Raw genomic sequence first — 22,520 nt, forward strand, 5'->3', positions numbered from 1 at the left:
GAGACCGGTCGGTGGTGGGCTACGCCCAGGACAGCCCGAGCACGGCGGAGATGGTCCGCACGACGCCGTTCTCGGAGTTCGACGGGGCCACGAACCTCGCTCGCGCGCGCAGCTCGGGATGAGCATTGTCCATCGCGAACGAGTACTCGGCCGTGTCCATCATCTCGAGGTCGTTGAGGAAGTCGCCGAACACCATGGTCTGCTCCCGGGTGATGCCGAGCGTGGCCTGGAGGTGCTCGATGCCCGTGCCCTTGTTCGCCGTGGGGCTCATGACGTCGACCCAGTGCTCGCCGGACACCACGACCTGGTGGGTGGTGCGGAACCCCGCCAGGGCGGGGGCGACCTCGTCGGCGGCGGACCCGAAGGTGAACACGGCGACCTTGAGCACCTCGTCGTCGTCGACGGCCTGGAGGTCGTCGACGACCTCGAGCCGCGTGTAGTACTTGTCGATCTCGGCGCGGAACGGCGCGTCTGTGCGCTCGATGTACGCCGAGCGCTTGCCGCACACGACGGCGCCGACCTCGAGCCCGCGGGCGCTGAGCTCGCGGACCGTGCCGACAAGCCGGCCCACGACGTCGAGCGCGAGGCAGTCGGAGCTGAGCTCGCGCCCGCGGCCGACGACGTACGTGCCGTTCTCCGCGATGAACACGACGTCGTCGGCGACCTCGGCGAACCGCGCCAGGAGGTTGAAGTACTGGCGCCCGCTCGCAGGGCAGAAGACGATTCCGCGCCGGCTGAGCTCGCGGACGAGGGGCCAGAGGTGCTCGTGGAGCTCGTTGTCGTCGTCAAGCAGCGTGCCGTCCATGTCGGCGGCGATCAGCCGGATGTCGGGGCGGACGTCGAACGTGGGCGGTTCGAGTCGGGTCTGGCAGTCCTGGGTCACCACCGGATTCTCCCGCACGTTGACGCCGATGCCCCCACCGGGTGGCCCGGGTGGGGCAGACTCCGGGCCATGATCGACACGGACGCAGCCCCGCTCGCCGGCCACGAACGGCGGTGGCCGGCCACGGTCCTGGTCGCCGCGGTGCTCGTGCTGCAGCTCATCCTGCCGAGCGAGGTGACGGCGCGCCCGACCTGGCTGCTCCCCGCCCTCGAGCTGGCGCTGCTCGCGCCGGTGGCGTTCGCCAACCCTGTTCGCCTGGCGCGGGACACGCCGTGGCTCCGGCTCGCAGCGCTCGCGCTGGCGGCCCTGCTCGCGCTCGCCAACGCGGGGCACCTCCTGCGGCTGATCGTGCTCGTGGTCTCGGGCACGACGATCGCGCCGCGCTCTCTGGTCGAGGCGGCGCTGCTGATCTGGGTGACCAACGTGGCGGCAGCCGCCCTGGCCCTGTGGGAGATGGACCGCGGCGGCCCCTTCGCGCGCGACCCGCGCCATGGCCGCCGTCCCGGTCGGCCCGATCTGCTCTTCCCGCAGATGACCGGCGTGCCCGGCTGGGACTCCGCGGCCTGGCACCCGAGCTTCACGGACTATCTGTTCGTGGCGTTCACGGCCGCGACTGCCTTCAGCCCGACGGACACGATGCCGCTGTCGGCGCGCGCCAAGCTGGCTTTCACCGCGGTGTCGAGCGTGTCGCTGCTGACGCTCGCCGTCGTGGCCGCGCGCGCAGTCAACGTGCTGTGAACGCGATATCAGTACAGTCGCGGGGCATCGAAGGGCAGAATAGGTCGGTGAGCAGACGATCGCGTGACCTCTGGTCCCGACGTGACCGCTCACGACGGATCGCCGCTGCCGGCGTCGCGGCGCTCGGGGTGATCGGACTCCTGTCGGCCGTCTCGCACCCGCTTCGCGGTCGGCTCGAAGGCCTGCTGCAGGTCGTGCCGTTCCTCGTGCCGCGCACCGCAGCACTCACCCTGGTCTTCGTGTCGTTCGCGCTGCTGCTCACCGCTCGCGGCCTGCGGCGCGGGCACCACGTCGCGTGGCTCGCGGCCATCGCCCTGCTCGTCGTCTCGGTCGCCCTGCACGTCGCCAAGGGGATCGACATCGAGGAGGCGGTGCTCGCAACTGCGGGTGCGGTCTGGCTCACCGGGCACCGCAGCGCGTTCCCCGTCTGGGCCACCCGCGCGACCGCGACGAGGTCCCTGCTGCTCGGGCTCGGTGGCGCGGTCGTGACGCTGGTGATCGCCGTCGGGCTCTCGGCCACCGTGGGGCGCGGGCACCGGCACGACGTCGAGGGTTCGGCCCGCACGGTTGCCGAGCGGTGGGGCGCCGACGACATCTTCCCGCTCAACTTCGGGGGTCACTTCGGGACGTCGATCCTCATCGCGCTCGTGCTCGGGCTGATCGGCAGCACGCTCTGGGTCCTGTTCTCCCCGCGGGTGCTCTCGCCGCTCACGGGGGCGGCGCACCAGGCGGAGCGCGAGCGCGCCCGACTCGTGGTCCAGCGCCACGGCGGCGGGTCCCTCGACTACTTCGCGCTCCGGGACGACAAGCAGTGGTTCTTCACCGGCGACTCGGTCGTGGCCTATGCCATCCGCACGGGGGTGTGCCTGGTCTCGCCGGACCCGATCGGCCCGAGCGCAGATCGTGCGCACACGTGGGCCGAGTTCATGACCTTTGCGGAGGAGTCGGGGTGGTCCGTGACGGTGCTCGGCGCGGCACCTGCTTGGTTGGAGGTCTACGAGCGGTCCGGGCTGCGCGCGGTCTACCTCGGTGACGAGGCCGTGGTCGACTGTGCGGCCTTCACCCTCGAGGGCGGGGCGATGAAGAGCCTGCGGCAGGCGTACCACCGCGTGCAGCGGGCCGGCTTCTCCGTCTCGTTCCACGACCCGGCGACCCTGGACGAGTCGCTGCGCCGCCAGCTCACCGAGCTCTCGACGGCCAGCCGCCAGGGCGAGGCCGAGCGGGGGTTCTCGATGACGCTCTCGCGCCTGTTCGACCCGGACGACACCGGGCTCCTGCTCAGCGTCGCTCGGGATGCCGCCGGCGACCCCCAGGCCTTCGTGCAGTGGGTGCCCGCCCGCGACCTGGACGGCTGGTCGCTCGACGTCATGCACCGCAACACCGACGAGGACCTGCCCAACGGCATCATGGACTTCCTGGTCATCGAGACGATCGGCCATGTGACCGCCCAGACCGGCGGCGGGCTGGACCTGAACTTCGCCGTCCTGCGCGGATTCGTGTCGGGGGAAGACACCAGCTGGATCGCGCGCTGGGGGCGGGCGACGAGCGGGCGGGCCGCGAGCCGTGCGCAGATCGAGTCGCTCTGGAAGTTCAACGCCAAGTACCGACCCCGCTGGGTGCCGCGGTACGTCATGCTGGGGAGTCTCGACGAGCTCGCGGGCCAGGGCCTGGCGATGGCCGAGGCGGAGGGGATCGCCGACCTTCCCGTGCTGGGTCGGTTGCTCGGGCGGACCCCGCGATGACTCTCGCGCTGGTCGCGGCCCTCGTCGGGATGGTCGGGTACGGCGTCGGCTCGGTGCTCCAGGCGCTGGGCGCCGCGCGGGCCAGCGGGCCTGCCGTGCTGCGTCATCCTGCCTACCTGGCCGGGCTCGGGTGCGATGCCGTGGCCTGGGTCGCCTCGCTGGTGGCGCTGCGCTACCTGCCGCTCTTCGTCGTCCAGTCGTTGCTCGCCGGCTCGCTCGGGGTGACGGTGCTGCTCGGCCGGGTGGTCCTGCGTACGCGCCTGCGCGCGCGGGACGGTGCCGCGGTGGCGGTCGTCGCCGTGGCGCTCGCGGTGATCGCGGGCGCGGCGGGCCCCCAGTCAGCGCAGCCCGCGCCAGCCGGTTTCACGGTGGCCATGCTCCTCACGCTGCTCGGCACCGTCGTCGTCGGTGCGGCCCTGTACGGCCGGTCCGGCTCGTTGCCGCTCGCCGCGCTCGCCGGGGCGGCGTTCTCCGGTGCCGCGCTCTGCGCGCGTGCCATGCCCGGGCCGATCGGCTGGGCGCTGCTCGTCGAACCGCTGGCGCTCGGGGTGGTCGCCTTCGGGGTGGTCGGTGCGGTGGCCTACGCGCGCTCGCTCGAGCGGGGCCCGGTCGGGCCGGCCACGGCGGTGCTGTGGGTGATCGAGGTGGTCGTGCCGGGCGCCGTCGGGCTGGTGGTGCTGGGTGACACCGTGCGCGCGGGCTGGGCGCTGCCTGCCGGGCTGGCCGTCGTCGCAGCGTGCGCGGCCTGCGTCGTGCTCGCGGGAGGTCAGCCGGCCCTTCCGGCTCCGGTGTCGACGCAGTCCGGCGACGGCGTGGACATCGCCGGCTGAGCGGCGAGCCGACCGGGCGCGAGGTCGACTCTCCCCGGGCGGAGCCACCGTGACTGTGCTATCCACGGAGGAGAACGACGCACCACACCGCCGCACAGCGATGCGGCGGGCTGGCGGCGCGAGCCGGCGTTCCGTTCCCGTTCGGGGGTTGCATGCGTCACACGATGGATCCGATGGCGCTGTCGGGTCAGACGACCGTGGGGGAGCCGTTGCTCCGTACCAGGTTCGCCATTCCCGTCCCTCCCGCGGACCTCGTGGTCCGCGATCGGCTCCTCGATGCCATGAGCCGGGGGGTCCAGGCCCCGCTCACGTTGGTGAGCGCCCCAGCCGGGAGCGGGAAGACCGTGCTGGTGTCCTCGTGGCTCGAGCGCCGCGCCGCGCCCGGGCCCGTGCTGTGGATGACGATGGACGAGGGCGACGAGCGCCCCGAGGTCTTCTGGTCCTACGTGCTCGCGGGTCTTCGGCGGATCGGGGTCGAGCTCGGCGGAGCCGACGATCTCGGCCCGACCGACGCCAGCGGGCGGCCGTTGCTGGATCGGCTGGCGGCGAGCCTCGCGGACCGCGACGAACCGGTCGTCGTCGTGATCGACGATGGCGACCACCTCGTCGATCGCACGCTCGGCGGTGATCTCGGCTACCTCCTGCGGCACTGTGACGGTCGGTTGCGGGTCGTGCTCGTGACACGAACTGATCCGTCTCTGCCGCTGCACCGGTACCGGCTCGACGGCACGGTCACCGAGGTCCGGGCGACCGACCTGGCCTTCGATCGGTCCGAGACGGCTGAGCTGCTCGATCGGTTCGGCCTCGAGCTTGCCGCGGGCGACCTGGCGGCGCTGCTCGAGCGCACGGGTGGCTGGTCGGCGGGGTTGAAGTTCGCTGCCATGGCGCTGGTGGGACGGTCGGACAGCAGCCAGGCTGTTCGCGACTTCACCGGCGACGACGGCGATGTCGCGGCCTATCTCGTGAGTGAGGTCCTCGATGCGCAGCCTCCTGCGCTGCGGGAGGCCCTGCTCCGCACGAGCGTCGTCGATGAGCTGGAACCCGGGTTGTTCGAGGTGCTGACCGGCCACCCCGTGGGGCAGCGCACGCTCGAGTTCATGGCGCGCGGCAACTCGTTCATCCAGCCGGTGGCCGGCTGCCACGGCTACTACCGCTACCAGTCGCTCTTTCGCGAGTTCCTGCGCGCGCAGCTCAAGTACGAGCAGCCTGATCTGGTGCCCCGGCTGCACGGGCTCGCGGCCGACTGGCTCGCCCATCAGGAACGGGCCGGCGAGGCGCTCGAGCATGCCGTCGCTGCGGGCGCGTGGGCAGACGCCGCGCGGTACGTCGTCGACGACCTGGGGATCGGCGCGCTGATCTCGGGCTGCCGCGGCGCCGCGGCAACCCTCCTCGAGACCCTGCCCGACGACGTCTCGGGCGCGGAGGCCTGCTTGGTGCGGGCCGCCCGGGCGTGGGCTGTCGGCGATCAGGGTCGGTGCGCGTCGGAGCTCGCCCGGGCCCGTTCGTGGCTCGAGGCCGCACCGAGCCGGCCGACGCTGGGCAGAGGGCTGTCGCTCGCGCTGCTGGACGCACTGGTCGCGGTCCGAGCGGCGGACGTGTCCGCCGGCGCTGCCGCGCTGGCGGTGGTCGAGCAGCTGCTCGCGTCGGCCCCGGCGGCGGCGCAGGCCGCGCATCCGGAGCTCACGGCACGCGTGGCCGGCTGTCAGGGCGAGCTTCTGCTGCTCGAGGGTGAGCTCGAGCGGGCGGAGGCCGTCTTGGACGTGGCCCTCGGCGCGGCAGATGCGCCCGGGTGCGAGGTGCTCCGGGGGGAGCTGCTCGGGATCGGTGCGCTCACCGCAGCCCTCGACGGGCACCTACGTCGCGCGATGGAGCTCGCGGACCGCTCCGATGTGGCGGCGCGGTCGGGAGCAGTCGTCGGCGCCGGTGCCGGGGCGGCGGGTGCGGCGCGCGCCTGGGTTCGGATGGAGCAGTACGACCTGGACGCAGCCCGGCACGCGGTGCTCGGCGCCGAGGCGGTCACCCGGGCGGGCGATCCGGTGGTCGTGGCCGTGCTCGCCCTGGTGCGTGCCCGCCTGCTCCGGGCCGACGGCGACCTCGACGGCGCTGTGAGCGGTCTGCGGGCGATGAGCGAGGCACCGACGGACGGGGCTCGACCGGCCTGGTTGGACTGCTGGTTGGGCATCGCCGAGGCGGAGCTGCTGGTGGCCCGCGGGCTTCCCGACGAGGCGGTCGCGGTGATCGAGGGGCTCGATGACGCCGCACGTTCCGAATCCATCGTGGCCCTGCAGCTCGCGCGATTCGCGTGCGGCGAGGTCGACCCCGCCTGGACGTCGACGCCCGGCGTGGACGACAGGGCGCCGCTGGCCGTCCGGGTGGGCGCTCTGCTCGGGTTGGCGGCTCACCGGGCCGGGGCCGGCGACCCGGCTCGGGCCCGGGCTGCGGCGGAACGGGCGCTGCGTCTCGCCGCTCCGGAGCAGCTGCGTCGCCCGTTCCGGGAGGCGTCGCCCGCGGTGCGGCGGATGCTTCGGGCGGGGGGCGACCTCGCGACGCGATACCCCTGGGCCTACGCGGGTGCTGGCGAGGTCGGGGCCGCCGGCGCGCGGGGGCTGCCGGCGGGCAGCGCTCGCGGGACGCGGCCGATCTACTCGGACGGCCGCGCCTACCCGGATCGCGCGGCGACGCCCGGGACCGACGGCATCGTCGACCCGCTGACGAAGAAGGAGCGTGAGGTGCTCGGGCACCTCGCCGACCTGCTCAGTACCGACGAGATCGCCGGAGCGATGTTCGTCTCGGTGAACACGGTGCGCACCCACGTCCGGAGCATCCTGCGCAAGCTGGGAGCAGCGCGTCGCAACGAGGCGATCCGCCGCGCGTGGGAGCTCGGGCTGCTTCCGGTCCCGGGCGACGGCTCATCCCGGGCGCTGCGGCTCGCTCAGCGCCCGCTCGCCCGCTGATCCCGCGCGCCCCCTGGTCCGGCTAGCGTTCGGCGGTCTGGTCCGGGCTCGTGGAGTTGTGGAGATTGCTGAGCACCCGCAGCGCCGTGCCGACGTAGACGAGGTTGATGAGCATCTGAACCGTGACCAGCAGACGCGCGGCCGTGCTCGTGGCATGGATGTCTCCGAAGCCGACCGTGGACACGATCGTCACGGTGAAGTAGAGGGCATCGGCCCGGCTGCTGATCCCGGTGAACTGGTCCGGCGACAGCTCGGCCATCCGGTCGTAGACGATCGCGAACACGAGGATGAGGAGGTAGAGCGCGGTGAGCAGCCCTTCGGCGCGGGTCCACACGGTCCGCCGGTTGCGCCGCGCCTTGAGCTGCATACGCAGGACGATGACGAATCCCGCGATCGCTGCCAGGAAGCCGATCGAACGGACGACCGTGCCGGCGTCATCGAACGCCCCCCGGTCGGGAGCACGAAGTAGCTGAAGGTGAGCAGCGCGAGCATGAGGCTCGTGCGCCGCAGGAAGGACAGGAGCTGGCGTTCGATCGAGTCCGGCTCAGGCACGGAAAGGCTCGCCGGCCGACTCGTCCCGGTGGTCCTTTGACGCCCGGGCCCGCAGGAGCACGAGGCCCTTGTGGTGGAGCCTCGCGGCGATCTCGGCCGGTCCCTGGTCGGGGTCCAGCCGGAGGCGGAACACCGTGACGACCGACGTGGTGGTCGCACAGAGGTCGGCGAACTCGCTCCGGAGCACCGGCCCGAGCCGGCCGGCCACCTGCACCTGGTAGGTGGGGTGCCTGGTCACGGCCCTCGTCCCCGTCATCAGTCCCGTCCCTCCCTCGGGTCGGGGTCGACGGGAAGGGGCGCCAGATCGGGCACCCGGCGGACCTCGATGACCTCGAGCCCGAGGTTGCGCAACCGTGCCAGGAGTCCGTACAGGGCCGCCTCGTCCGCGATGTCGCCGTACAGGACGGTGCTGGCCCGCTCGGTCGCCACGGTCACCGCACCCAGGTCGCGAAGGTCCTGCTCCGGCACCACGCCCGCCACCCACACCTCGTACGTCGTCTGCGCCATGGCTGAACCTCGGGTCAGGGGAGCGGTGCATCGAACTGTCTGGTCGCAACGGTCGGGCCTGGTCGGGGCCGTTCGCGGTGACCTCATGCTTCCTCCGGGGTGGTGCCGAGGCGTCATCCGGCAGGGGTGAATCGGCGACCGGCGGGCCCCGGACCGCTCGCGAGGGGGATACTTGGCCCCGAGAGTTCGGGTATCCGAACTTCCTCGACGGGAGGTGTCCGTGACCACGGTCGTAAGGCCCGAGACCGCGCGCAGGCGAAGCGTCCTGCCCGTCCTCGGCCCGGCCTTCGTCGCGGCGATCGCCTACGTCGACCCGGGGAACGTCGCGGCCAACGTCACGGCAGGGGCCCGGTACGGGTTCCTGCTCGTCTGGGTCCTCGTGCTGGCCAACGTGATGGCCGGGGTGGTGCAGTACCAGTCAGCGAAGCTCGGGCTGGTCACCGGTCGCACGCTGCCCGAGCTCGTGGGCGATCGGCTCCGCCGGCCGGCGCGGCTCGCGTTCTGGGCGCAGGCCGAGGTCGTCGCGGCGGCGACCGACCTTGCCGAGGTCATCGGTGGCGCGATCGCGCTGTACCTGCTGTTCGGCACGCCGCTCATGGTCGGCGGCCTCATCGTCGGGGTCGTGTCGATGGTGCTGCTCGCCGTGCAGAGCAGGTTCGGGCAGCGCCCGTTCGAGTCGGTGATCATCGGCCTGCTCGCCATCATCGCGATCGGCTTCGTCGCCGGGGTGGTCGTCAACCCGCCGGCCCCGGGGCAGGTGGCCGCGGGCCTGGTGCCGCGCTTCGCGGGGGCCGACAGCGTGCTGCTGGCCACCAGCATGCTCGGGGCGACCGTGATGCCGCACGCGATCTACGTTCACTCGGCACTGGTCCGGGACCGGCGCCTCGGGGCGGTCGGGGCCGGCGAGCGGGTCCGGCTCGTCCGGGCGACGCGGTGGGACGTCATCGGCGCGCTGGGCCTCGCCGGCGTCGTGAACCTCGCGATGCTCCTGCTGGCCGCGACGAGCCTGCAGGGCGCGGCAGGCACGGACACCATCACCGGTGCCCACGCCGCGGTCGTGTCCGCGCTGGGCCCCGGGATCGGGCTGGTCTTCGCGATCGGCCTGCTCGCCTCGGGCCTCGCGTCCACATCGGTCGGCTGCTATGCCGGCGCGACGATCATGCAGGGGCTGGTCCACCGCCAGATCCCGCTGCTGGTGCGACGCGTGATCACGATGATCCCGGCACTGGTCGTCCTCGGCCTCGGCGTCGACCCGACCTGGGCGCTCGTTGTCAGTCAGGTGGTGCTGAGCTTCGGGATCCCGTTCGCGCTCGTGCCGCTGCTCCGGCTCACGAGCGACCGGACCTTGATGGGCGCCAACGCGAACAGCCCGTTGATGCGCTGGGCGATGACCGTGATCGTGCTGATCGTCGCCCTGCTCAACCTCGGTCTGATCGCGCTGACGCTCAGCGGCGGCTGACGCTCCGGCCCTACGGCCGGGTGACCTCCTCCAGGAGCTCGAGCACGTGGCGGTAGGGCTCGCCGGTCGCCCGGGTCATCCCCAGCTCGCACGTGCGGTTGCACGACGCATGGGCCGAGACGTCGAGCGCGGCGACGTCGGCCGCCTCGGCCGCCGTCGCGGACGCGGTCAGCTCGGGGTGCAGCATCCCGCGGTCCCCGGCGAACGCGCAGCAGCCCCAGTTCTCGGGGACCTCCACGCGCTCGGCGACCCCGCCCGCGACCGTCTTGAGGTCCTCGTTCATGCCCATCCGCGTGGACGAGCAGGTCGGGTGGACCACGATGGACTCGAGCTTCGTGTAGTCGGGCAGCAGCGGCAGGATGTGCGAGATCGCGAACTCGACCGAGTCGATGATCGTCATCGGCCTGTCGCTCGGGTCGGACTCGACCGTGTGCCGCAGGCCCTCCGTGCACGACGACGCGTCGCACACGATGGGGAGAACGCCGTCCCGGGTCGCGAGGCGCAGGGCCGCGAGTGTCTTGCGGTGCATGGTGGCCTCGCCGGCCTCGAGCCCCTTGGACGACCACGGGGTGCCGCAGCACAGCGAGTCGATCCCCTCGGGCACGAGCACCGTGACCCCGGCGCGCTCGCACAGCTGCTCGAAGCTCTTCTGGATGCCGGGGGAGGTGTCCACGGCCGGGCCGAACATCGTGCCGACGCACGCCGGGAAGTAGACGGCGACGGGCTCGGCGGTCGGGGCCGGGCGCTTGCGCGCGCTGCCACCACCGGGGATCTCGGCCGAGTACAGCGGCACGGTGTCCTTGCCGAGGACGGCCCGGGCCAGCTTGTCCGGCGCGAGCACGACGCCGATCGGGACCTTGCGGACGACGTCGAGCGCGAGGCTGGCGCCCTGGGTGACGACGGACCAGTTCTTGGCCGCGGTGCCCCAGACGCCGTTGATGACGGGGCCCGCGTTGCGCTTGCGGAACCGCTTGACCAGGGTCGCGGTGTTGATGTCGACGGGGCAGGCGAGCTGGCACAGCCCGTCGACCGCACACGTGTCGACCGAGCTGTAGGCCCAGTCGTGCTCGAGCTCGGCGGCCAGCGCGGTGTTGCCGTCGAGCTTGGCCTGCTCGATGGCGCGCAGCGTGACGATCCGCTGGCGCGGGGTCAGGGTGAGGTTCTTGCTCGGGCACACGGGCTCGCAGTACCCGCACGACACGCAGCGGTCGACCTCCTGCGCCACGGGCGGCGCCGACTTGATGTGGCGCAGGTGCGCCTTCGGGTCGTCATCCATCAGCACGCCGGGGTTCAGCATGCCGGCGGGGTCGAAGAGCCGCTTGACCTCGCGCATGACCTCGTAGAGCTCGGCGCCGTACTGCCGGCTCACGTAGGGGGCCATCACGCGGCCGGTGCCGTGCTCGGCCTTGAGCGACCCGCCCTCGCCCAGGACGACGTCGACCATGTCCTCGGTGAACGCGCTGTAGCGGTCCAGCTCCTCCTTGGCCTGGAAGCCGTCGGTGAGCATGAAGTGGATGTTGCCGTCCTTGGCGTGGCCGAAGATCACGCTGTTGCGGTAGCTGTACTTGTCGAACAGCTTGATCAGCTCGATGCAGGTCCGGCCCAGGGCCGGGACCGGCACGACGACGTCCTCGAGCAGCGCGGTCGTGCCCTGGCGGCGGGCTCCCGCGACCGCGGCGTACAGGCCCTTGCGCAGGTGCCACAGCTGGGCGCGCACGGCGGCGTCGGCGCTGAAGCCGGCCGGGGCGCTGAGCGGCAGGGTGTCCACGAGCTTGGCGCCCACGTGCTGCTGCTCGACGAGGCCCTCGGCGCTGTCGGCGTGGTACTCGACCAGGAGCGCTGCGTGCTCGCGCACGGCCAGGTCCAGGATCATCTGGGGGGTGCCGGGCAGTGCCTGGCCCACCTTGAGCGACAACGCGTCCATGAGCTCCAGCGTCGCCGCACCGGTCGCGACGAGCGCCGGCAGGGCCTCGTTCGCCGCCTCGAGGTGGTCGAAGATCAGCAGCCCGGTGGTGACGTGGTTGAGCTTGGGGACCGTCCGGAAGACAGCCTCGGCGACGAAGCCGAGCGTGCCCTCGCTGCCCACGATGAGGTGGGCGAGGATGTCGGCCGGCTTGTCGAAGTCGAGGAGCGAGTTGACCCCGTAGCCCATGGTGTTCTTCATCGAGAACTGGTGCTGGATCGTCGCCACCGAGGCGGCGTTGCCCTTGACCCGGCGCGAGAGCCGGATCAGGCCCTCGTGCAGCGCCGGCTCGAGCGTGCGCAGGCGCTCATCGGCATCGGGCGCGGCCGTGTCGACGACCGTCCCGCTGGGCAGCACGACCGTCAGGGACTCGATCGTCTGGTAGGTGTTGTTCACCGTTCCGCAGGCCATGCCGGACGAGTTGTTCGCCACGACCCCGCCGATGGTGCACGCGCCCTCGCTCGCCGGGTCCGGGCCGAACTTGCGGCCGAACGGGGCGAGCCGTGCGTTCAGCGCCCGGACGGTGACGCCGGGCTGGACCCGGACGCGGGCACCGCCGTCGAGCACCTCGATGCCCTTGAAGTTGCGGCGGACGTCCACGAGGACGCCGTCGGTGAGCGCCTGGCCGCTCAGGCTCGTCCCACCGGCCCGGAAGGTGAGCGGCACGCCCTGGGCGGCGCTGGCCTGGAGCAGGCGGCCGACCTCGCCGGCGTCGGCCGCGACGACGACCGCCTGCGGGATCAGCAGGAAGTGGGAGGCGTCGTGAGCGCCGGCGTGGAGGTCGAGGGCGCGGGTCCTGACCTGGGTCGGATCGGCCACCGCGGCGCGGAGTGCGTTGAGCACGGGGACGTCCTGTTCTGTCGAGGTGTGGGTCGTCATCACGGCACCATCCAGCCGAGTACGGGGGTCGACTGCAGCAGGACGAGGCCGGCCATGAGCACCAGCAGCCCGAGGCTCCAGCCGAGCAGCTTGCGGAACAGTGTGCCCTCGCCGCCCTCGAGACCGGCCGCGGCGGCGGCCACGGCGAGGTTCTGGACGGAGACCATCTTGCCGAGCGCGCCGGCCGAGGAGTTGGAGACCGCCATGAGGACGGGCGAGAGGCCGGTCTGGGTGGCGGCCGTGACCTGGAGCTGGCCGAACAGCGAGTTGGAGGACGTGTCCGACCCGGTCAGGGCGACCCCGACCCAGCCGATCACGGGGGAGAGCACGGCGAAGAACCCGCCGGCCGAGGCGAGCGCGACGCCCATGGTCGTCGTCTGACCGGACAGGCTCATCACGAACGACAGGGCCAGGACGGTGCTGACGGTGACGATGGTCCACCGCAGCTGGTAGACGCCTTCCTTGTAGATCGCCCAGCCCTTGGCGGGCTTGACCTTGTACAGCGCCATGGTGAGCAGGCCCGAGAGGAGCAGCAGCGTGCCGGTCGCCTTGAGGTGGTCGAGCTTGAACATCTGCGCTGCGACGGGCTTGCCGGCGGAGTCGGTCACGTCCAGGCCCGGCCAGTGGAAGGTCACGCTGCCGACCGAGGTCAGCCAGGCCTTGATGGCGGGGATCTGGGCGAGGGAGAAGATCACGATGATGATGAGGTACGGCGCGGTGGCCATGAGGATGTGCCGGCCGCTCGGGCGGGCGGTGTCCGGCTCCGGGGCGTCGTCGCGGTGGTGCGCGCCGGAGGTCGCGGCCCGCGCAAACGCCTCGGTCACGGAGGTCTTGGCGGAGAAGCGATCGGCGGCGGGTACGTCGGCCGCGCTCGGGCTGGGGGCGCCGACCGGCTCGAGGGCGAGGGCCGCGGCGTCGTCCTGCGCGCTGGACGTGATGTTCTCCGTCGGCTGCCAGAAGCGCAGCATCACCAGGACGGCGCCCACGGTCACGATCGCGGCGATCACGTCGGTGAGCTCGATGGCGAAGTAGTTGGAGATCACGAACTGCGTCATCGTGAAGACGATGCCCGCCATCACGGCGACGGGCCAGGTCTGCTTGAGGCCGCGACGTCCGTCGACGACGAACACCAGGACCAGCGGCACCACGAGGGCGACGAGCCCCTGTCGGCCGGCCATCTTGGCGATGTCGTCGACGGGTAGGCCGGTGACGCCGCTGAGGGCGATCACTGGGGCGGCCATGGCGCCGAAGGCGACCGGAGCGGTGTTGGCGATCAGCGCGACGATGGCGGACTTCAGCGGCTTCATCCCGGCCGCGATGAGCATCGCGGCGGCGATCGCCACCGGCGCACCGAAGCCGGCCAGGGACTCGAGCAGCGCGCCGAAGCCGAACGCGATGAGGATCGCGAGGATCCGGTGGTCGCTGGTGATGGACCGGATGGTCTGTCCGAGCACGGCGAACCAGGGCGTCGCGACCGTCAGGCGGTAGACCCAGAGCGCGTTCACCAGGATCCACAGGATCGGGAAGAGCCCGTAGATCAGGCCCTCCGCGGTTGCGCTGAGGGCCTGGCCGATCGGCATCTTCCAGCCCACGACGGCGAGCACGATCGACAGTGCCAGGCTGGCGATCGCTGCCCGGGGGGCCTTGACCCGGAAGGCGCCGAGCAGGACGAACAACAGGATGAGGGGGAGCGCGGCGCACAGCGCCGACAGGACGAGTGAGCCCGCGATCGGATCGATGATCTGTTCAAACACTGAGGCATTCTCCACACTGAGTTTGCGTCACGCCGTCGTGACTTTTTTGGGCGGTGCAGAGACGGTTTCCTGATGGCACCCGTCGGTTGAGGTCCTCACAGAGAACCAGTGGGCCACGGTCCGGTTCTGGGTACTAGGTCCCGAGACGGCCATTGAAGAACCCTTTTGCCCCAGCGTGGGTGTGACCCACTTCGCACGATTGCCGCCTGACGCCGTGCGCGTGGTCGCGCTGGCGTCCCGACGTGACCGGGCCTTTGGTCCCGGGTGTGGTCGACCACTGTCGCGGCACTGCCAAGATGGGGCCATGACTGTGAGCCCTCCCTTCACCGGCCGTCAGTTCGGCATCCTGCTGCACCCCTCGAGCCTGCCCGGGCATGACGACATCGGGACGCTCGGCACCGAGGCCTACGCGTTCGTCGACTGGCTTGCGAGCACGGGGGCCTCGATCTGGCAGATCCTGCCGCTGACCCGCAACGGCCAGTACGACTCCCCGTACTTCAGCTACTCGGCCTTCGCCGGCAACCCCTGGCTCGTCGACCTGGCGAACCTGCACGACGCCGGCCTCCTGCCCGCCCCGGATCTGCACGCGGAGGTCATCGACGCACGCGTGCCGTTCGCCGACCTGCAGGAGACCAAGCGACCGCAGCTGCTCGCGGCCGCCGACGCCTTCCTGGCGGACCCGTCGCATCCCTGGCGGCCCGCGTTCGAGGAGTTCCGCGCCCAGGAAGCGGCCTGGCTCACGGACACGGCGCACTTCTTCGCGCTCAAGGCCCGGTTCGACGACGCCCCGTGGTGGCAGTGGCCGGTGTCGTTGCGGACCCGCAACCGCCGCGCCATCCGGGATTCCGCGCGACGTCTGGCGGCGCGGATCTCGGAGTGGGAGGTCCTGTTCTACTTCGCCGACCGGCAGTGGTCCGAGCTCAAGGAGTACGCGAACGCGCAGGGGATCCGCGTGCTCGGCGATCTCCCGATCTACGTCAACCACGACTCCGCCGACGTCTGGCTGCACGCCGAGCAGTTCCAGCTCGACGCCGAGGGCGGCCTGGCCACCCAGTCGGGCGTCCCGCCGGACTACTTCAGCGAGACCGGCCAGCTGTGGGGGAACCCGCTGTACCGCTGGGACGAGATGGCGAAGGACGGGTTCTCGTGGTGGGTCGATCGCCTGCGGCGGTGCGTCGAGCTCACGGACATCGTCCGGATCGACCACTTCCGGGCGCTGGCCGCGTACTGGGAGGTGCCGGCCGACGCCGTCGACGCGCGTGGCGGGCGCTGGGTGCCGGGTCCGGGTCAGCTGTTCCTCGATCGCCTCCGGGAGGCGTTTCCGAGCCTGCCGTTCGTTGCCGAGGACCTCGGCACCCTGGACGACGACGTCCACCGGCTGCGCGACGACAACGGCCTGTTCGGGATGCGGATCCTGCAGTTCGGCTTCGACGGGACGCCCGACAACCCGCATCAGCCGCACGCGTTCGGGACCTCGTGCATCGTCTACACCGGTACGCACGACAACCAGACCGTCGCGGGCTGGTGGGCCGCCCTGCCGTGGGACGACAAGGTCGAGGTCGCTCGCTACTACCAGATCGACGCCGACGCCGACCCGGGTCGGGTCGTGTGGTCGTTCATCGAGGCAGCCATGGGATCGCGCGCCGACGTCGCCATCTTCCCGATCCAGGACCTCCTCGTGCTCGACGACCGCGCCCGCATGAACGACCCGTCGACGTTCGTGGGGAACTGGTCCTGGCGGATGCCGCCCACGGCGCAGAGCCCCGAGCTCGCCGAATCGGTCCACCGGCTGGCGGTCCGGTACGGGCGGCTGCGAGCCTGACCCCGTCGGGCCGCCGAGCGCGCCGTCGCGGCCTTACCGCGCGCGACGGCGGGCCCGGACCGCTTGCAGCACCTTGACGGCCGAGTCGGCCGCCCACACGACCGGGATGGCGAGGGCGGCGAGCGCCCAGCCGGCCGCATCGGGGAACGTGCCCCCGAGCAGCCCGGCCAGGGGAGGGACGCCGACGAACACGAGCAGCATCGCCAGCTCGACCGCCACGGCGATGAGCAGGAGCGGGTTGCCCGTGAACCCGGTCGCACCGACCCAGCGGGTCTCGCTGCGGCACGCGAACGCGTTCGCCAGCTGACCGAGCACGATCGCCGCGAACGCGGTGCCGGACGCCATCGCGAGCAGCTCGGGCGCGGGGGTCGCGCCGAAGGTCCAACCCCCGCGCAGCAGGATGACGAGGAAGCCGACCATCGAGGTCAGCGCCTCCGCCGGGCCCAGGACACCGAACGCGCGGCGCACCACCCGCACGTCCATGAGGGAGCCGAGCCGGGCGGCCCCGGACATCGTGCGGGGACCGGGCCGCTCCGCGCCGAGCGCGAGCGCCGGCAGCAGGTCGGTGCCGATGTCCAGGGCGAGCACCTGCAGGACGGTGAGCGCGAGGGGGATCCTGCCGCCGGAGAGCGCCCACACCGCGAACGGGGTGAGCTCCGCGACGTTGTCGGTCAGGTGATAGGTCAGGAATCGACGGATGTTCGCGAACGTCGCCCGACCGAGCTCGACGGCAGCCACGATCGTGGAGAAGTGGTCGTCGAGCAGCACCAGGTCTGCCGCCTCGCGGGCCACGTCCGTGCCCGAGGCGCCCATCGCGATGCCGATGTCAGCGGTGCGCAGCGCCGGCCCGTCGTTCACGCCGTCGCCCGTCATGGCCACGACGTGTCCCCGCAGCTGCAGGGCGCGCGCGATCCGCAGCTTGTCCTGCGGTGTCACGCGCGCGACGACGACCTCGTCACGGTCGAGCAGCTCGCCGAGGGCCGCGTCGTCGGCCGGGAGGTCGGTGCCCTCCAGGATCACGCCCTCACCCCGTACGAGGCCGACCTCGCGCGCGATCGTCGCGGCGGTCACCGGGTGGTCGCCCGTGATCATGGCGATCCGGATCCCGGCGGCGCGGCACGACGCGATCGCGTCGGCGACGTCGTCCCGTGGCGGGTCCTGGAGCCCGAGCAGGGCCAGCAGGGTCAGGTCACTCTCGGCGTCGGCGGTCTCGGTCCCCGCCTCCGTCGCGGTTGCCTTGGCCGCGACGGCGAGGACCCGAAGTCCGCGGGCGGCCATCTCGTCCACGGCCACCTGCGCGGCAGCGGGGACAGCCAGGCACACCGGCATGACCGAGTCGGGGGCGCCGACCACGTGCACGCCGTCGCCGTCGATCACCGACGAACGGCGGCGACGGGGGTCGAACGCGTGGCGAGCGAGGGGGACGGGCGGCTGCGCCGATCCGGCTCGGGTCGCGAGCACGTGCAGCGCGACGTCCATCGGGTCGCCGACGGGAACCCAGGCGCCGTCCTGGAGCGAGGCGCGGGCATCGGGCGAGCAGCGCGCGGCGCTGCCCGCGGCCGCGCGGACGGCGAGCACGGCCTCGGGGGCTCCGGTGAGGGTCGCCGTCGGGTCGTAGCCCAGCCCGCTCACCCGGACCGTGCCTGCCGGCGTCCAGATCCCGACGACGGACATCTGGTTGTGGGTGAGGGTCCCGGTCTTGTCGGTGCAGATGAACGTCGTCGAACCGAGCGTCTCGACGGCCTCCAGCCGCCGGACCAGGGCGTGGCGGCCCGCCATGTGCTGCGCGGCGCGGGACAGCGAGAGCGTGACCGTCGGCAGGAGCCCCTCGGGGACCAGCGCGACCGTCACCCCGATCGCCAGCAGGAAGCTGTCGGTCGGCGCGGTCCCGAGCAGGAGCGAGGTGAGGAAGAAGGCCACGCCCACCCCGATGGCGATCAGCGCGATCATCCGCACGACGCGATGCAGCTGGGTCGCGAGCGGGCTGCGAGGGCGCACGGCGCTCTGGGTCACGGCCGCGATCCCCGCGAGCCGCGTGCTCGCCCCGGTGGCGCGCACGGTCGCCTCGCCGTGACCTTCGACGACGTACGTGCCTGCGAAGACGGCGTCGCCGGCGCCGTGCGAGCAGGCCGCGCTCTCCCCGGTCAGCATGGACTCGTCGACGCTCAGGGCGCTGTCCATGCCCAGCTCGAGGTCGGCGCACACGCGGTCGCCCGACTCGAGCAGGACGAGGTCACCCGCGACGAGCTCCACCGCGTCGATGATCTGGGCCCGGTCGTCCCGGCGCACCGTGGCCTTGACCGGAAGCAGGTGGGCGAGTCGCTCGGAGGCTCGGTCGGCGCGGTACTCCTGCGCGAACGCAAAGGTCCCGTTGAGCAGCACCACGACGGCGATCGCGGTCGCCAGCGCGGGCATGCCGGCGATCCAGGACAGGACTGCCGCGACCCAGAGCATGAGGGCGAAGAAGTTCACCATCTGGCGGGCGAGCTCGAGCAGGGGGTGCGGCCGTCGGGGCGGGGGGAGGCGGTTGGGCCCGTCGGCGGCGAGCCGCCGGGCGGCCTCCGCGGCGGTGAAGCCCGCGCGCACCGGGGGCGACGCGACCCGATCGCCGGTGGAGGTGGTGGCTACCACGGCGTCACCGCCCGTCCCTGACGCGGCCGGGAGGGCCGCTCGAACGAGCGGAGGGCGGGCAGAGCGAGCATGGCGGGCTTCCTGACAACGGCGGACCCGGACGCCACGCGGGCGACCGAACAGATGCGCGGTTGTCTTCCTGTCCTAAACAACCACCAAGAACGATTCGATCTGCGGGACCTTCGACCCCGACGCCGGCCGCTGTCCCCGGCGCCTGGTGCGCCCGGTCCGATCGTTCTGGGCATCGACACCGTCCCGGTGTAATCTCGGCAACGAACGACAGGGGAGCGCCACCAGGCGCTGAGAGTGCGGGCAACCGCAGACCCTCGAACCTGATCCGGTTTGCACCGGCGTAGGGAGTCGGGAATCTCGGCCGCGAGCCGGGGCACCCATCGGTCGTCGGCGCGGTCGCCGTCGGCCCGGAAGTGCACACGTCGCAGCCCTCCCCGTGTGACTACGGGAGGAACACCATGGACCGATCTGCAGCGAAGCTGCCGTCTCCGCCAGAGCGCACCACCCCACCGCCGCACGTGCCCGGGGGGGCTGCTGTCAGGGTGGTCACGCCCCGGGTCGTGGCCCCGGCAGTGATCGGGCTCGTCCTGGCGGCTGCGGTCTGGGCGGTCGGGCTGCCGGCGGGGCCCGCGGTGTTCGGCGTCCCGATCGCCGACCTGACCATCCCGGTCGCGATCCTGCTCGGCCTCGGCGGGCTGTGGTTCGCCGGGTGGACGGCCACGACTCGCGAGCCCTGGCGGATCGTCGACGTCGTCACCGCCTCGGTCCTGGGGGTCGCGGGCGGCTTCGTGTTCGTGCTGTGGAACCTGTCGTGGGAGGTCCTCAAGGCGCCGCTGGCCGCCTTCCCGCCGGCGTCGGGGCTCGGCGTCGGGATCTGGCTCGTGCCCGGAGTGCTCGGGGCGCTCGTGATCCGCAAGCCCGGTGCGGCGGTGTACACCGAGCTCGTGGCCGCGGTGGTCTCGGCTCTGGTCGGCAACCAGTGGGGGTTCGCCACGGTCTGGTACGGCTTCCTCGAAGGGCTCGGTCCGGAGGTGGTCTTCGCGATCCTGCTGTACCGGCGCTTCGGGTTGGGGGCCGCGATCGGTGGCGGCGCGGGGGCCGGCGTCGTCGTCGGACTGCTCGACACGTTCGTCTACTACCCGGAGTTCTCGCCCGGCTTCAAGGTGGCATACATCGCGGCCACCATCGTGTCGGGCATCGTCATCGCGGGGATCGGGTCGTGGGCGCTGACGCGGGCGCTCGCGCGGACGGGGGCGCTGGCCTCGCTGGCCTCGGGCCGAGATGCGCAGCGCGTCTGACGGCGCCCCGCGCCGGCCGCTCGCGCCGGCCGCCGGGCCGAACCCCCCGCGTGCGGTCGGGTTGACCGCCCGCGGGTGGGGCTGGCGTCATTCGGGTCGTAGGGCGTGGGCGCTGCGGGGGGTCGATCTGGACATCGCGCCCGGCGAGCGCGTGCTGCTGCTCGGTGCCAGCGGCGCAGGCAAGTCGACCCTGCTCGCCGCGGCGGCCGGCTTGCTCGACGACGGCGCCGGCGAGGCAGCGGGCGAGCTGTGCGTCGGCGGCCTCGACGCGCGCCTCGCCCGGCTCAGCGGCACCGAGCCGGGCAGCTCCCGCACCGGTCTGCTGCTGCAGGACCCTGACGCCCAGACGGTGCTCTCGCGGTGCGGGGACGACGTCGCCTTCGGGTTGGAGAACCATGGGTTGCCGGCCGACCTGATCTGGCCGCGGGTCGACGCGGCGCTGCAGGCGGTCGGGTTCGCGCACGGGCGCGCCCGCTCGACGGCGGCACTGTCTGGCGGCGAGCGCCAGCGCCTCGCCCTGGCCGGTGTCGTCGCGATGCGACCGGGTCTGCTCCTGCTCGACGAGCCGACGGCGATGATCGATCCGGACGGGGCCCGGATGCTCGTGGGGTCCGTCGCGAGCCTGCTGGGTGCCGGTCTCGGCGATCCAGGCGGTGTCGAGAGAGTCGATGCCCCGGCCCGGGCGGTCGGCGTCCCCTCGGCCACGCTCCTCGTCGTCGAGCACCGCGTGGCGCAGTGGCTGCCCCTGGTGACCCGGATCGTCGTGCTGGAGCCCGGCGGCGGGGTGATGGCGGACGGACCCGCCGGCGAGGTGCTGACCGAGCAGGGACCAACCCTGTTCCGGCAGGGGGTCTGGGTGCCGCCGCGGTACCGGCCCGCGTCCGGGCGTCGCCCGCTGCCCGCGGCGGGGGACCGTGCGGTGGTGCTGCGTGCGCGCGGGCTCGCGGTGCGCCGGACGACGGCGCCGCCCGTGCTGTCCGACGTCGATCTCGACGTGCGGGCGGGTGAGGCGCTGTTCCTCACCGGCCCGAACGGCGCGGGCAAGTCCACGCTGGCGCTGGCGCTGGCCGGTCTCAGCTCACCCGCGGCCGGCGAGGTCGAGGCGCTGCCCGCGCTCGCGGCGGGTGCCGGGCCGAGCCCCGTGCGCTGGCGGGCGCGCGAGCTCGTCACGCGGATCGGCATGGTGTTCCAGGAGCCGCAGCACCAGTTCGTCGCCGCGACGGTCGAGGCCGAGCTCGCCGTCGGCCCGCGTCGCGCGGGCGTCCCCGCGGTCGAGGCTGCCGCCCGGATCGCCGACGTCCTGCTGCGGCTGCGGCTCGACCGGCTCGCGCTCGCGAACCCCTTCACCCTCTCGGGCGGGGAGCAACGCCGGCTGTCGGTGGCCACCGCGCTGGTGACCCGGCCGCGGGTGCTGATCCTCGACGAACCGACGTTCGGGCAGGATGCGCGGACGTGGGCCGAGCTCGTCGAGCTGCTGCGCGAGCTGCTGTCCGCCGGTACCGCGCTGGTGTGCGCGACGCACGATCGCGAGCTCGTCGACGCCTTCCTCGCGGAGGGTCGCGGGCGTGAGCTCTGCGTGTCCGGCGGTGCCGTCCACGCGGCCGGTCCCGCGTGGCGGGCCGCACCGGTGGTCCCCGAAGCACTGGTCGTCCCTGGAGTTCAGGGGGCGACCGCGTGAGCCTCCTCCAGCTCGGCGGCGGTATCGACGTGCGCGCCGATGCGCCGGTCGCGCGCGCCAACCCGGTCGCGAAGCTCGCGGTCGCCCTGCTCATCTCCGTGATGCTCCTGCTCACGGTGGATGTCGTCACGGCGGGCACCGCCCTCGTGTGCGAGCTGGCGGTGCTGCCCTGGTGCGGGCTGAGCGCCGGCGGCCTCCTGCGGCGCGGCTGGATCGTTCTCGCGGGGGCGATCCCGGCCGGGATCGTGACCACGTGGCTCGGGGTCGACTCCGGGGCCGTGCTGCTCGCGGTCGGACCGGTCACCGTGACGCAGGGATCGCTGCTCGCCGGGTGCGCGATCATGCTGCGGATCCTGTCCGTCGGCCTGCCCGGGGTCGTGCTGCTCGCCACGACCGACCCCACCGATCTCGCGGACGCGCTCGCGCAGGTCGCGCGCCTTCCGCACCGGTTCGTCCTCGCCGCGCTGGCCGCCATGCGGCTGTTCGCGCTGATCGGCACCGAGTGGCAGTCGCTCGGTGCGGCCCGCCGCGCGCGCGGCCTCGGCGACGGCGGCGTGCTCGGGCGCGCGCGGACCGCCGTCGGCCAGGTGCTCGCGCTGCTCGTGCTCGTGATCCGCCGCGGAACCCGACTGTCCATGGCGATGGAAGCCCGCGGGTTCGGGCTGCCGGGACGGACGTGGGCCCGCCCGAGCCGGCTGCGGTGGTCGGACGCCGCCGTGCTGGCGGGCGGTGTCGCGATCGTGACCGTGGCCACCGCTGCCGGGTTGTTCGCGGGCACCTGGCACCTCGTTCTCGCCTGATGCGCCAGACTGTGCGGC

At 72.7% G+C, this 22,520-nt stretch carries 16 protein-coding genes and 1 riboswitch; of the genes, 9 read left to right on the forward strand and 7 right to left on the reverse strand.

Features of this window, described 5'->3' with window-relative positions; all coding sequences use genetic code 11:
* Positions 1 to 19: 19 nt before the first annotated feature.
* Positions 20 to 883: a Cof-type HAD-IIB family hydrolase gene (locus VTA80_RS18855; protein ID WP_407342609.1), complete on the reverse strand. Its 864-nt coding sequence runs from the start codon at positions 881 to 883 to the stop codon at positions 20 to 22.
* A 69-nt stretch (positions 884 to 952) separates the two neighbouring features.
* On the opposite strand from VTA80_RS18855, the gene VTA80_RS18860 reads away from it, so the two are divergent.
* The 4 genes from VTA80_RS18860 to VTA80_RS18875 all read left to right on the forward strand — a co-directional run bounded on the left by VTA80_RS18860 (position 953) and on the right by VTA80_RS18875 (position 7,147).
* Positions 953 to 1,621 carry a hypothetical protein gene (locus tag VTA80_RS18860; protein WP_407342610.1) on the forward strand — a complete coding sequence of 223 codons (669 nt, stop codon included), beginning with the start codon at positions 953 to 955 and terminating at the stop codon, positions 1,619 to 1,621.
* A gap of 47 nt (positions 1,622 to 1,668) precedes the next feature.
* Positions 1,669 to 3,363, forward strand: coding sequence for a bifunctional lysylphosphatidylglycerol flippase/synthetase MprF (locus VTA80_RS18865; RefSeq protein WP_407342611.1), 1,695 nt, complete (start codon positions 1,669 to 1,671; stop codon positions 3,361 to 3,363).
* The gene (locus tag VTA80_RS18870; RefSeq protein WP_407342612.1) at positions 3,360 to 4,193 is read left to right on the forward strand and encodes a hypothetical protein; all 834 of its coding nucleotides are present in this window, start codon (positions 3,360 to 3,362) and stop codon (positions 4,191 to 4,193) included. Before VTA80_RS18865 ends, VTA80_RS18870 begins: the two co-directional genes overlap by 4 nt.
* 173 nt (positions 4,194 to 4,366) lie before the next feature.
* Complete coding sequence (locus VTA80_RS18875) at positions 4,367 to 7,147, forward strand: LuxR C-terminal-related transcriptional regulator (protein WP_407342613.1); 2,781 nt, start codon at positions 4,367 to 4,369, stop codon at positions 7,145 to 7,147.
* Between the two features lie 22 nt (positions 7,148 to 7,169).
* On the opposite strand, the gene VTA80_RS18880 is transcribed toward VTA80_RS18875, so the two are convergent.
* The 3 genes from VTA80_RS18880 to VTA80_RS18890 all read right to left on the reverse strand — a co-directional run bounded on the left by VTA80_RS18880 (position 7,170) and on the right by VTA80_RS18890 (position 8,206).
* Positions 7,170 to 7,514, reverse strand: coding sequence for a potassium channel family protein (locus tag VTA80_RS18880; protein ID WP_407342614.1), 345 nt, complete (start codon positions 7,512 to 7,514; stop codon positions 7,170 to 7,172).
* Positions 7,515 to 7,691: 177 nt separating this feature from the next.
* Positions 7,692 to 7,955 (reverse strand): hypothetical protein, encoded by a 264-nt coding sequence (locus tag VTA80_RS18885; protein ID WP_407342615.1) that lies wholly within the window; start codon positions 7,953 to 7,955, stop codon positions 7,692 to 7,694.
* Positions 7,955 to 8,206, reverse strand: a complete 252-nt coding sequence (locus VTA80_RS18890; RefSeq protein WP_407342616.1) for a hypothetical protein — start codon at positions 8,204 to 8,206, stop codon at positions 7,955 to 7,957. The genes VTA80_RS18885 and VTA80_RS18890 overlap by 1 nt, the downstream gene beginning before the upstream one ends.
* A 214-nt stretch (positions 8,207 to 8,420) precedes the next feature.
* Here VTA80_RS18890 and VTA80_RS18895 point away from each other — a divergent pair, with 214 nt between their 5' ends.
* Positions 8,421 to 9,665 carry an Nramp family divalent metal transporter gene (locus VTA80_RS18895; RefSeq protein ID WP_407342617.1) on the forward strand — a complete coding sequence of 415 codons (1,245 nt, stop codon included), beginning with the start codon at positions 8,421 to 8,423 and terminating at the stop codon, positions 9,663 to 9,665.
* 10 nt (positions 9,666 to 9,675) lie between these two features.
* Here the strand turns inward: VTA80_RS18895 and VTA80_RS18900 are convergent, their stop codons facing one another.
* Together VTA80_RS18900 and VTA80_RS18905 are read right to left on the reverse strand one after the other, a co-directional pair.
* Positions 9,676 to 12,507 (reverse strand): FAD-binding and (Fe-S)-binding domain-containing protein, encoded by a 2,832-nt coding sequence (locus VTA80_RS18900; RefSeq protein WP_407342618.1) that lies wholly within the window; start codon positions 12,505 to 12,507, stop codon positions 9,676 to 9,678.
* Positions 12,507 to 14,261 carry an L-lactate permease gene (locus VTA80_RS18905; protein WP_407342619.1) on the reverse strand — a complete coding sequence of 585 codons (1,755 nt, stop codon included), beginning with the start codon at positions 14,259 to 14,261 and terminating at the stop codon, positions 12,507 to 12,509. Before VTA80_RS18905 ends, VTA80_RS18900 begins: the two co-directional genes overlap by 1 nt.
* A 304-nt stretch (positions 14,262 to 14,565) precedes the next feature.
* On the opposite strand from VTA80_RS18905, the gene malQ reads away from it, so the two are divergent.
* Positions 14,566 to 16,083 (forward strand): 4-alpha-glucanotransferase, encoded by a 1,518-nt coding sequence (malQ, locus tag VTA80_RS18910; RefSeq protein ID WP_407342620.1) that lies wholly within the window; start codon positions 14,566 to 14,568, stop codon positions 16,081 to 16,083.
* A gap of 33 nt (positions 16,084 to 16,116) precedes the next feature.
* On the opposite strand, the gene VTA80_RS18915 is transcribed toward malQ, so the two are convergent.
* Positions 16,117 to 18,714 carry a cation-translocating P-type ATPase gene (locus VTA80_RS18915; RefSeq protein ID WP_407342621.1) on the reverse strand — a complete coding sequence of 866 codons (2,598 nt, stop codon included), beginning with the start codon at positions 18,712 to 18,714 and terminating at the stop codon, positions 16,117 to 16,119.
* 271 nt (positions 18,715 to 18,985) lie between these two features.
* Positions 18,986 to 19,090: riboswitch (TPP riboswitch) on the forward strand.
* A gap of 196 nt (positions 19,091 to 19,286) precedes the next feature.
* On the opposite strand from VTA80_RS18915, the gene VTA80_RS18920 reads away from it, so the two are divergent.
* The 3 genes from VTA80_RS18920 to VTA80_RS18930 are packed head-to-tail and all read left to right on the forward strand — an operon-like array spanning position 19,287 to position 22,502.
* Positions 19,287 to 20,024 carry an ECF transporter S component gene (locus tag VTA80_RS18920; protein WP_407342622.1) on the forward strand — a complete coding sequence of 246 codons (738 nt, stop codon included), beginning with the start codon at positions 19,287 to 19,289 and terminating at the stop codon, positions 20,022 to 20,024.
* Positions 20,008 to 21,702: an ATP-binding cassette domain-containing protein gene (locus VTA80_RS18925; protein WP_407342623.1), complete on the forward strand. Its 1,695-nt coding sequence runs from the start codon at positions 20,008 to 20,010 to the stop codon at positions 21,700 to 21,702. Before VTA80_RS18920 ends, VTA80_RS18925 begins: the two co-directional genes overlap by 17 nt.
* Positions 21,699 to 22,502, forward strand: a complete 804-nt coding sequence (locus tag VTA80_RS18930; protein ID WP_407342624.1) for an energy-coupling factor transporter transmembrane component T family protein — start codon at positions 21,699 to 21,701, stop codon at positions 22,500 to 22,502. The genes VTA80_RS18925 and VTA80_RS18930 overlap by 4 nt, the downstream gene beginning before the upstream one ends.
* Positions 22,503 to 22,520: the final 18 nt, after the last annotated feature.

Origin of the sequence: Pengzhenrongella phosphoraccumulans (genome assembly GCF_045689905.1) — a bacterium.
Taxonomy (GTDB): domain Bacteria; phylum Actinomycetota; class Actinomycetes; order Actinomycetales; family Cellulomonadaceae; genus Pengzhenrongella; species Pengzhenrongella phosphoraccumulans.